Consider the following 10,778-nt stretch of genomic DNA (forward strand, 5'->3'; position numbering starts at 1 on the left):
GCCGGCTCAGGCGTCCCGCGCCGCCAGCCGCGCGGCCAGCTCCTCGGCGCCCAGCGGGTGGCTGAGCCAGTAGCCCTGGACCAGGTCGCAGCCCAGGCCGGCCAGCAGGTCCAGCTGCGCCTGCTTCTCCACGCCCTCGGCCACCACGGTGATGCCCAGCGAGTGGGCCATGGCGACGATCGCGCTGGTCAGGGCCAGGTCGTCCGGGTCGCGCTGCATGTCGGCGATGAAGCTACGGTCGATCTTGAGCCCGTCCACCGGCACCCGGCGCAGGTGGCTGAGGCCGGAGAAGCCGGTGCCGAAGTCGTCCAGCCAGACCTTCACGCCGGTGGCGTGCAGCCGGGTCAGCAGCGCCCCGGCCTGCAGCTCGTCGCTGATCAGCGCGGTCTCGGTCAGCTCCAGGTGCAGGCACCCGGCCGGCAGCCCGGACTCGGCCAGGCACTGGGCCACGATCCCCGGCAGCTCGCCGTGGCGCAGCTGGCGCGGCGACACGTTGACCGAGACGAACGGCGGCTCGCCGCCGCACTCGCGCGCCCAGCGCGCCGCGTCGATGCAGGCCTGGCGCAGCACGCGCGGGCCGAGCTGGTCGATCAGTCCGCTCTGCTCGGCCACGTCGATGAACGCCGCCGGCGAGATCGTGCCCAGTTCCGGGTGCTGCCAGCGCAGCAGCGCCTCGGCGCCGACGATCCGGCCATCGCTGGTGCGGCCGATCGGCTGGTAGACCACGCTGACCTCGCCGCGCTCCCAGGCGCCGCGCAGTTCCTGCTCCATGTGCGCGCGGCGCTCGACGGCGTGGTCCATGGCCCGGCTGTAGAAGCGGAAGCCGTTCTTGCCGGCGCTCTTGGCCTGGTACATGGCGATGTCGCCGTTCTTCATCAGGCCGCTGGCGCCGGTGGCGTCCTCGGGGAACAGGGTGATGCCGATCGAGGTGCCCAGGAACACCTGGCGGCCCTCGATCTGCAGCGGGTCGCGCAGTTCGGCCACCAGCACCCCGGCCAGGCGGGTGGCCAGCGGCCGCACGTCCTCGCCCTCGACCAGGATCACGAATTCGTCGCCGCCGAAGCGCGCCAGCCGCGCGTCCGGGCCGCCGTGGCGGCGGACCGCCTCGCGGATGCGGGTGGCGAACTGCAGCAGGGCCTCGTCGCCGGCCTCGTGGCCGAGGGTGTCGTTGACCCGCTTGAAGTCGTCGATGTCGGCGAACAGCAGCGCCAGCTGGCGGCCGGAGCCGTGCAGCTGCTCCAGGCGCTGTTCCAGGTCCTCGCGGAAGGCCAGGCGGTTGGTCAGGCCGGTCAGCGGATCGGTATAGGCGATCTGGCGCACGTCGCGGTCGTGGCGTGCCACGCTCTCGCTCATGCGGTTGAACGCGCGCTCCAGCTCGCCCAGTTCGTCGTTGCGGGCACTGGCGCGCACCTGGACGTTGTAGTCGCCGGCCTCGATCCGGCGCGCCGAGGCGGCCAGGTCGCGGATCGGCCGCACCAGCACCCGCTGCACGTACCAGGCCATGCCCAGCACCACGGCCAGCAGCAGGCCCAGCAGCAGCGCCACCCAGGCGTTCTGGCGCCGCGCCAGCTCGTCGGCGCGCTCGCGCAGGCGTTGCAGGTTCTGCTCCTCGAAGCGGTGCGCGACCTCCAGCGCCAGGCCCACCCGGACCTGGCCGATGCGGCGGCCGTCGCGGCGGACCCGCGCGATCGCCTCGAGCACGTCCTCGTCCTGGCGCACCACCACCTCGGCCACCGGCGGGGCCCCGGCCGGCGGCTCGATCACCCGGAACGGCCCCGCGTCGGCGCGCCCGGCTTCCTGCACCACCCGCCCGTGCGCGTCGGCCACCTGCAGGTACCGGACCAGGCCGTCCTGGCGCTGCTCGCGCAGCAGCGCGGCGATCGCCTCGGTGTCGCCCTCCTGCAGCGGCCGGGCCAGGCTGGTGGCCAGCTGCTGCGCCAGGGTACGGGCGCGCGCATGCAGGTGCGCGTCGATCAGTTCGTGGATCGCCGCGCGGCTGAGCTCCTCCGACTCCTGGCGCATGGCCTGCTGCCGCTGCAGGACCAGGCCGAGCAGCACCAGGACCACCAGCAGCAGCAGCGACATCGAGGCCAGGAACCTGGCCTGCAGGCCCATGCGCAGCTTCATTCGCCCTCCGTGCAGGCCAGCCGGCGCCGGGACGGCGCGGCCTTGGCAGGGCAAGGATCGGCCCGGAGGAAGGCCACCGCAACGGCCATCGCCCGGCCGTACCTCGACGCACCCGGCAGCGCCCGCGGCGCCACCAGGACCGGATTGCGCATGCTCGACAAGCGTGAATCCCCCCTGTGACCGGCAAAGCCTAGCCGAAAGCCGCTCAGGGCGACAGCGGCCCCTTGCCCGCCGCGCCAGCCAGCCGCGCCATGCGCTGGGCATCGGCCAGCACCCCGCGCAGCAGCCGCACCTCGTGCGCGGTCAGGCCGGTGCGCACGAACAGCCGGCGCAGCTTGCGCATGGCCGAATCCGGGGAGCGCCCCTTGTGGAAGTCGATCTCGTCCAGGGTCTGCGCCAGCTGCGCGAAGAAGCCTTCCAGCTGCTCATGGGTGGCCGGCTGCGCGTCCGGCGGCAACGGCTCGGCCGGAGCCGGATCGGCGGCCAGCACCGCCAGCCGCACCTCGTAGGCCAGCACCTGCACCGCCGCGGCCAGGTTGAGCGAGCTGAACGCCGGATCGGACGGGATGTGCACCGAGGCGTGGCACAGCTGCAGCTCCTCGTTGGTCAGGCCGGTGCGCTCGCGCCCGAATACGATCGCCACCGGCCCCTCGGCGGTGGCCTGCAGCGCCCGCTGCGCGGCCGCGTCCGGCTCCAGCTGCTCCAGCTGCACCCGGCGGCTGCGCGCGGTGCAGCCCAGCACCATGCGGCAGTCGGCCACCGCCTCGGCCAGGGTGGCGTATACCGGGGCGCGGTCGAGCACGTCCTCGGCGCCGGCGGAACGGCGGTAGGCGGTGTCGTCCAGCGGCTTTTCCGGGCTGACCAGGACCAGCCTGGACAGGCCCATGGTCTTCATCGCGCGCGCGGCGGCGCCGATGTTGCCCGGGTGCTGGGTGCCGACCAGGACGATGCGGATGGCGCCGGCGGCCCCGGCGGCGGATTGTGGGGCGATGGGGGATTCGGACATGGCGCAGATGGTAAACTGCGCGGCCGGCCTCGCGTGCCGGAACGCTCTTTTAATTCGCCCAACCCCCACAGCCTTTACCGGGAGCCTTCGCCATGCTCAAACCCGCCGTCAACGTCATGGTCAAGGCCGCGCGCCTGGGCGGTAACGTCCTGCTGCGCAACATCAACCGCCTCGACGCCCTGAACGTGGTCCAGAAGCAGCGCATGGACTACGCCAGCGAGGTCGACGCCGAAGCCGAGAAGGTCATCGTGAAGGAGCTGCGCCGTGCCTACCCGGACTACGGCGTGCTGGGCGAGGAAGGCGGCCACCAGCCAGGCCGCCAGTCGCGCTTCCAGTGGGTGATCGACCCGCTGGACGGCACCAGCAACTACCTGCGCGGCTTCCCGCACTACTGCGTGTCCATCGCCCTGGTCGACAACGGCGAGCCGATCGACGCGGTGATCTTCGACCCGCTGCGCAACGAGCTGTTCGCCGCCAGCCGCGGTGCCGGCGCGGTGCTCAACGACAAGAAGATCCGGGTGGCCGAGCGCAAGGACCTGTCCGGGACCGTGATCGGCACCGGCTTCCCGCCGCGCGAGCGCGCCCGCGCCAGCGCCCAGCTCAAGTGCGTGGACGCGCTGCTGGCCCACGCCGAGGACGTGCGCCGCACCGGTTCGGCCGCCCTCGACCTGGCCTACGTGGCCTGCGGCCGCCTGGACGCCTACTTCGAGGCCGGGGTGAAGGCCTGGGACATCGCCGCCGGCGTGCTGCTGGTGCGCGAGGCCGGTGGCCGGGTGTGCGACTTCCGCGGCGGCAACGCCGCGCGCATGGACGAGCGCGGCCCGGACGGCCGCCAGATCATCGCCGGCAACGTGAAGGTCGCCGACGAGCTGCAGAAGCTGGTGGTCAACACCGGCTACGCCGCCGCGTTCAACTGAGATCCGTCTGGAAAAGCCGCCTGCCCTCCGGGGTAGGCGGCTTTTTTCGTGCCTGGTGCCTGCCCGCCCCCTCTGCAACAGGGAGGGGCTGGGGTGGGTGCGGGATGGCAACCGTGCCGCGGGTGCAAACCGTGCCTGGCACCCTGCCCTCTCTCCCCCACACGCGGGGAAGGGTTGGGGAGGCAAAAGAAAAGCCGCCCAGGGGCGGCTTTTCCAATGCTGCAGGCGGCGCCTGCTTACGGACGGCGCGCCAGCTCCGCCTCGTCCCTGGCCTTGGGCAGCAGGTCCTGCTTGGTGACCTTCAGGAAGCCGATGGTCAGCAGCGGGCAGGCCAGGAAGATCGAGGACAGGGTGCCGACCACGGCGCCGATCATCTGGGTCAGGGCCAGGCCCTCCAGCGAGCCGCCGCCATACAGGTACAGCGCCAGCACCGACAGGAAGAACACCAGCGAGGTGATGATGGTGCGCGACAGGGTCTGGTTGATCGAGCGGTTGAAGATCTCGTGCGGCTCCGCGCGCATGGAGCGGAAGTTCTCGCGCACGCGGTCGAACACCACGATGGTGTCGTTGATCGAGAAGCCCATCACCGACAGCAGGCCGGCCAGCACGGTCAGGTCGAAGTCGCGCCCGCTCCAGGCGAAGTAGCCGGCCACCACCAGCACGTCGAACAGCGTGGTCAGGGTGGCGGAGACCGCGAACTTCCACTCGAAGCGGAAGCCGATGTAGATCAGGAAGCCCACCACCACGAACAGCGCCGCGTACAGGCCGTTCATGGCCAGCTCGCGGCCCACCTGGGGACCGACGAACTCGGTGCGCATCAGGGTGGCCGGGTTTTCCGCGGTGGAGACCGCGGCCAGCACCTCCTGCGCGGTGCGGTTGTTGGCGTCGGTGGTGGTCTGGCCGTCGCGCGGCTGCAGCCGCACCAGCACGTCGGTGCCGCTGCCGAAGCTCTGCACCTGCGCGCCCTCGTAGCCGGCGCCGGCCAGGCGCTCGCGCACCTGGTCGACCGGGGTGGACTGGGCGAAGCGCACCTCGACCACGGTGCCGCCGGTGAAGTCCAGGGCGTAGTTGAAGCCCTTGGCGATGCCGGCCAGGGCGGCCACGAACATCAGCACGGCGGCGACCATCGCCACCCAGCGCATCTTCATGAAGTCGATGCGCGGCTCGTGCGGGATAAAAGTCAGCGGGAAGATCTTCATGTCCGGTTTCCTTCCCTCAGACGGCCAGGGACTTGAGCTTCTTGCGGCGGGCGTACACCAGCACCGCCAGGGAGCGCGACACGGTGATCGCGGTGAACATCGAGGCGAAGATGCCGATCACCATGGTCACGGCGAAGCCCTTCAGCGGGCCGGTTCCGAAGGCGTACAGCGCGATGCCGGCGAGGATGCCGGTGAGGTTGGCGTCGAAGATGGTGCCGGAGGCCTTCTCGTAGCCGTTGGCGATCGCCGCCTTGGGCGGCACGCCGGCGCGCAGCTCCTCGCGGATGCGCTCGTTGATCAGCACGTTGGCGTCCACCGACAGGCCGATCGACAGCGCCAGGCCGGCGAAGCCCGGCAGGGTCATGGTGGCGCCGAACAGCGACATCACCGCGACCACGATCAGCAGGTTGAACAGCAGCGCGATGCCGGTCAGCACGCCGAACATGCGGTAGTACACGGCGAAGAACACCAGGGTGAACAGGAACGCGTACAGCACCGCGGTGACGCCGCGCTCCACGTTCTCCTTGCCCAGGCTGGGGCCGACGATCTTCTCCTCGACGAAGTCCATCGGCGCGGCCAGCGAGCCGGCGCGCAGCAGCTTGGCCAGGTCGTCGGCCTCGGCCTTCTCCAGGCCGGTGGTCTGGAAGTTCTTGCCGAACACGCCGTTGATGTTGGCCACGGAGATCACTTCCTCCTTGACCCGGAAGCTGCGCACTTCCTGGCCGTTGACCATCTTCACCTGCGGGATGCGCTCGGTGTAGACCACCGCCATCGGCTTGCCGACGTTGGCGCTGGTGAACTCGAACATGCGGTCGCCGCCGACGTTGTTGAGGGTCACGCTGACCGCCGGCAGGCCGTTCTGGTCGACCGTGCTCTGCGCGGCCACCATCTGGTCGCCGGTCACGATCACGCGCTTGCTCAGCAGCACCGGCGAACCGTCGCGGCGGTAGTAGACCTTGGCTTCCGGCGGCACCCGGCCGGTGCGCACCGCGTCGATCGCGCTGCCCTCGACCACCGCGCGGTACTCCAGGGTCGCGGTGGCGCCGATCATGCGCTTGGCCTCGGCGGTGTCCTGCACGCCGGGCAGCTGCACCACGATGCGCTCCTCGCCCTGGCGCTGGATGATCGGCTCGGCCACGCCCAGTTCGTTGACGCGGTTGCGCAGGGTGGTGATGTTCTGCTCGATCGCCGAGCCGGCGATCTGCTGCAGCTCGGTTTCCGGGATCCGCACCAGCAGGCGGTTGCCGCCCTGCACCTCGACCGACATCGCCGGCAGCGCCTGCGCCAGCACGGTGCGGGCCTGGGCCGGGTCGGCGCCGCTGGCCAGGGCCACGGCGATGGTGTTGTCGGGGCGGCGGTCGACCGCGGTGTAGCGGATGCGGCGGTCGCGCAGGGTCACCCGCACGTCCTCGGTGTAGGCGTCCAGGCGCTTGTCCAGCGCCGCCTTCTGGTCGACCTGCAGCACGAAGTGCACGCCGCCCTGCAGGTCCAGGCCCAGCACCATCGGCTTGGCGCCGATGCGCTCCAGCCAGTCCGGCACGTTGGAGGCCAGGTTCAGGGCGACGGTGTAGTTCTCGCCCAGGCTGCCGCGCAGTGCGTCGGCGGCCAGGGTCTGCGCCTCGGCGTCGTCCAGGCGCACCAGCAGGTTGTCGCCCTCGACCGCGACCGACTTGGGCGTCACGCCGGCGGACGACAGCGCGCCGGCGACGCGCTCGGACAGCGCCTGGTCCAGGGCGGCACCGCGGTTGCCGGTGATCTGCACGGCGTAGTCGCTCTGGTACACGTTGGGCAGCGCGTACAGCACGCTGAGCGCCAGCACGGCCAGGATGACCAGGTATTTCCAGCGGGGAAACTCGAGCATTGCGGGACCCCGCGCGGCCCCGCCCCGCGGGACCACGCTCAGTGGTGGAACGGACGGATCAGGCGGACTTCAGGGTGCCCTTGGGCAGCACGTTGCCGATGGCGGCCTTCTGCACGCGGATGCGGACGTTGTCGGCGATCTCGACGGTGACGAAGTTCTCCCCGATCTCGGTGACCACGCCGGCGATGCCGCTGTTGGTCAGCACCTCGTCGCCGCGCTGCAGCTTGCCGAGCATGGCCTGGTGCTCCTTCTGCCGCTTCATCTGCGGGCGGATCATCAGGAAGTACATGATCGCGATCAGGATGATCGGGAACAGCAGCATGCCGAAGCCGCCCTGCGGCGCGGGGGCCGCGGCGATGATGGCGGTCGGGCTGAGGGTGGCGAGAAGGCTCATCGGTGGTTCCTGTCAAGGCTGAAAATAGCCGTGGATTATGCCATAGGGGCGGCCCGCCCCCATTGCAACCGTAGCTGGGACCTTTTCCCCCGGCGCCCGGTTCCCGACGCCCTGCCCCGCCGGCGCAGGCGCCGGCTCAGCCGGCGCCGCGGGCGGCGTAGAACCCGCGGCGGAAGGCCTCGAACCGGCCCTGCTCGATCGCCGCGCGCATGTCCGCCATCAGCTTCTGGTAGTACCAGAGGTTGTGCAGGGTGCCCAGGATCGGCCCCAGCATCTCGTTGCATCGGTCCAGGTGGCGCAGGTAGGCGCGGCTGTAGCCGCCGCTGCAGGCCACGCAGCCGCAGCCCGGCTCGATCGGGTCCGTGTCCCGCTCGTAGCGGGCGTTGCGGATGCGGACCGTGCCGAAGGAGGTGAAATAGTGTCCGTTGCGCGCGTTGCGGGTGGGCATGACGCAGTCGAACATGTCCACGCCGCGGGCCACGCCCTCGACCAGGTCCTCCGGGCGGCCCACGCCCATCAGGTAGCGCGGGCGGTCGGCCGGCAGGCGCGGATGCAGGTGCTCGAGCATGGCGTTGCGCTCGGCCTCCGGCTCGCCCACGGCCAGGCCGCCGATGGCGTAGCCGTCGAAACCGATGGCCTGCAACCCATCCAGCGAGCGGCTGCGCAGGTCGTGGTAGACGCTGCCCTGGACGATGCCGAACAGGGCGGCGTCGTTACCCAGCCCGTCGTGGGCATCGCGCGAGCGCCGCGCCCAGCGCAGGCTCAGCTCCATCGAGCGCCGGGCCACGTCCTCGCTGGCCGGGTACGGGGTGCACTCGTCGAAGATCATGACGATGTCCGAGTCGAGCACCTTCTGGATCTTCATGCTCTCCTCCGGCCCCAGGAACACCCGGGCGCCATCGGTCGGCGAGGCGAAGGTCACGCCCTGTTCGGTGATCTTGCGGCGGTGCGCCAGGGAGAACACCTGGAAGCCGCCGGAGTCGGTCAGGATCGGCCCGTCCCAGCGCGCGAAGCCGTGCAGCCCGCCGTGGTCGGCGATCACGTCCAGGCCCGGGCGCAGGTACAGGTGGAAGGTGTTGCCGAGGATGATCTGCGCGCCCAGGTCGCGGATCTGCCCCGGCAGCACGCCCTTGACCGAGCCATAGGTGCCCACTGGCATGAACGCCGGCGTCTCCACCGTGCCGCGCGGGAAGGTCAGGCGGCCGCGGCGGGCGGCGCCATCGGTGGTCTGGAGCTGGAACTGCAGTCGGGACATGGGCTCGGGGCGGCAAACGGGCCGCGTATTGTCGCCGATCGCGGGCGCCGGCGCGGGCCGGCGGCGGTCAGCGCTGGAACAGGGCGATGCTCTCCACGTGCGCGGTGTGCGGGAACATGTCCATCACCCCGGCCGAGACCAGCCTGTAGCCGCGCTCGTTGACCAGGAACCCGGCGTCGCGGGCCAGCGAACCGGGATGGCAGCTGACGTAGACGATGCGGTCCATGTCCTGCAGCGGCAGCTGCCTGAGCACTTCCTCGGCGCCGGAGCGCGGCGGGTCCAGCAGCAGGCGGTCGAAGCCCTGGCGCATCCACGGCGTCCCGCGCTGGTCCTGGGTCAGGTCGGCGGCGAAGAACTGGGCGTTGGCCAGGCCGTTGTGCTCGGCATTGGCGCGGGCGCGGGCCACCAGGCCCGGATCGCCCTCCACGCCCACCACTTCGCGCACCTGGCGCGCCAGCGGCAGGGTGAAGTTGCCCAGGCCGCAGAACAGGTCCAGCACCCGGTGCCCGGGCGAGGTGTCCAGCAGTTCCAGGGCGCGGGCGATCATCTGCTCGTTGAGGCGGGCATTGACCTGGATGAAGTCCAGCGGCTGGAACGCCAGCTCCACGTTCCACCGTGGCAGGCGGAAGGCCAGCTCCGGCGCCGGCTCCTCCAGCGGATGCACGCTGTCGATGCCCTTGGGCTGCAGGAAGATGGCGAAACCATGCTCGCGGCCGAACGCGGCCAGCGCGGCGCGATCGGCCTCGCCCAGCGGCACCAGGTGGCGCACGGTCAGGGCGATGGCGTCGTCGCCGGCGATGAACTCGATCTGCGGGATGCTCTCGCGCGCCTGCAGGCCGTCGACCAGGGCCGACAGCGCGGCCACCTTCATCCCGATCTGCGGGATGGTGGTATGGCACTCGCGCAGGTCGGCGACGAAGCGCGGGTCCTGCTCGCGGAAGCCGACCAGGGTCTTGTCCTTCTTGTTGACCCGGCGCACCGAGAACCGGCCCTTGCGCCGGTAGCCCCAGCTGGACGCGGTCAGCGGCGGCAGCACCTCGCCCGGCTGGACCTTGCCGATCCGCTCCAGGTTCTCCAGCAGCACGTGCTGCTTGGCCAGGATCTGCTTGTCCTCGTCCAGGTGCTGCAGCACGCAGCCGCCGCAGGTGCCGAAATGCGGGCAACGCGGCAGCACGCGGTCGGCGGAGGGCTCCAGCACCTGGAGGGTGCGCGCCTCGTCGAAGCGGCGGCTGCGCGCGGTGGGCTCGGCCAGCACCAGCTCGCCGGGCAGCGCGCCGGCGACGAACACGGTCTTGCCGTCCTCGCGGCGGGCGACGCCGCGGCCGTCGTGGCTGAGGTCGAGGATGCGGGTCTGGAACGGGGTACGGTCGAATCGGGCCACGTGGCGGAGGCTTCGGGGCGGCAAGGGGGCGGGCATTATCCCGGAATGCGCCTGCGGCGTGTCCCAAATCTGAACGGATACCCTTGCGGGGCGGCGCCCCTGCGCTAGGATGCACCCAGCCGACAGGGAGTCAGCCACATGGGAGCGCGAGAACCCTCCGTGCCCGCCACCCCGCGGGTCCTGCTGGTCGAGGACGACAGCATCAGCCAGGCCTATTTCCAGGCCGTGCTCGAATCCCTCCCCGCCACCGTGGAACTGGTGGCCACCCAGCAACAGGCACTGGCGCACGGCACCGCCATGCGCCATGACCTCTGGCTCATCGACCTGACCCTGCCCGACGGCTCCGGCATCGAGCTGCTGCGGCAGCTGCAGGCACACTGGCCGGAGCCGCCGCCGGCGCTGGCCCACACCGCCCATTCCGACCCGGCCGCCCACGCCCCGGCGCTGGAGGCCGGCTTCCGCGAGGTCCTGGTCAAGCCGATGCCCAGCGCCCAGCTGCTGCAGGCCGTGCGTGCCGCGCTGGCCACCGCCGGCAGCCTGCCGGACTGGGACAACGCCGCGGCCGCCGCCGCACTCAACCACGACACCGAGAACATCCGGGTGCTGCGCCGCATGTTCCTGGACGAGCTGCCGGGCGC

Annotated in this window: 9 protein-coding genes; 2 read left to right on the top strand and 7 right to left on the bottom strand. The window is 71.2% G+C overall.

Annotated features, from left to right (window positions below; genetic code table 11):
• Positions 1–6: 6 nt before the first annotated feature.
• Together B351_RS0105745 and B351_RS0105750 are read right to left on the bottom strand one after the other, a co-directional pair.
• Positions 7–2,127 (bottom strand): bifunctional diguanylate cyclase/phosphodiesterase, encoded by a 2,121-nt coding sequence (locus B351_RS0105745; protein ID WP_019398090.1) that lies wholly within the window; start codon positions 2,125–2,127, stop codon positions 7–9.
• Between the two features lie 205 nt (positions 2,128–2,332).
• Positions 2,333–3,133 carry an RNA methyltransferase gene (locus B351_RS0105750; protein ID WP_019398091.1) on the bottom strand — a complete coding sequence of 267 codons (801 nt, stop codon included), beginning with the start codon at positions 3,131–3,133 and terminating at the stop codon, positions 2,333–2,335.
• A gap of 92 nt (positions 3,134–3,225) precedes the next feature.
• Here B351_RS0105750 and B351_RS0105755 point away from each other — a divergent pair, with 92 nt between their 5' ends.
• On the top strand, positions 3,226–4,050 hold the full coding sequence (locus B351_RS0105755) for an inositol monophosphatase family protein (protein WP_026010409.1): 825 nt from the start codon (positions 3,226–3,228) through the stop codon (positions 4,048–4,050).
• Between the two features lie 236 nt (positions 4,051–4,286).
• Here B351_RS0105755 and secF read toward each other — a convergent pair whose 3' ends face one another.
• The 5 genes from secF to rlmD all read right to left on the bottom strand — a co-directional run bounded on the left by secF (position 4,287) and on the right by rlmD (position 10,176).
• Positions 4,287–5,249, bottom strand: coding sequence for a protein translocase subunit SecF (gene secF / locus B351_RS0105760; RefSeq protein WP_019398093.1), 963 nt, complete (start codon positions 5,247–5,249; stop codon positions 4,287–4,289).
• Positions 5,250–5,265: 16 nt separating this feature from the next.
• Complete coding sequence (gene secD, locus B351_RS0105765; protein WP_019398094.1) at positions 5,266–7,110, bottom strand: protein translocase subunit SecD; 1,845 nt, start codon at positions 7,108–7,110, stop codon at positions 5,266–5,268.
• Positions 7,111–7,168: 58 nt separating this feature from the next.
• On the bottom strand, positions 7,169–7,504 hold the full coding sequence (gene yajC, locus B351_RS0105770) for a preprotein translocase subunit YajC (RefSeq protein WP_019398095.1): 336 nt from the start codon (positions 7,502–7,504) through the stop codon (positions 7,169–7,171).
• Positions 7,505–7,640: 136 nt separating this feature from the next.
• The gene (gene tgt / locus B351_RS0105775; protein WP_019398096.1) at positions 7,641–8,759 is read right to left on the bottom strand and encodes a tRNA guanosine(34) transglycosylase Tgt; all 1,119 of its coding nucleotides are present in this window, start codon (positions 8,757–8,759) and stop codon (positions 7,641–7,643) included.
• A gap of 67 nt (positions 8,760–8,826) precedes the next feature.
• Positions 8,827–10,176, bottom strand: coding sequence for a 23S rRNA (uracil(1939)-C(5))-methyltransferase RlmD (gene rlmD, locus B351_RS0105780; RefSeq protein ID WP_050992145.1), 1,350 nt, complete (start codon positions 10,174–10,176; stop codon positions 8,827–8,829).
• Positions 10,177–10,299: 123 nt separating this feature from the next.
• Between rlmD and B351_RS0105785 the strand changes: the two genes are divergently transcribed.
• Positions 10,300–10,778: response regulator (locus tag B351_RS0105785; RefSeq protein ID WP_019398098.1), on the top strand; the 479-nt coding region annotated here is incomplete at its 3' end.

Origin of the sequence: Pseudoxanthomonas sp. GW2 (assembly GCF_000283075.1) — a bacterium.
Taxonomy (GTDB): domain Bacteria; phylum Pseudomonadota; class Gammaproteobacteria; order Xanthomonadales; family Xanthomonadaceae; genus Pseudoxanthomonas.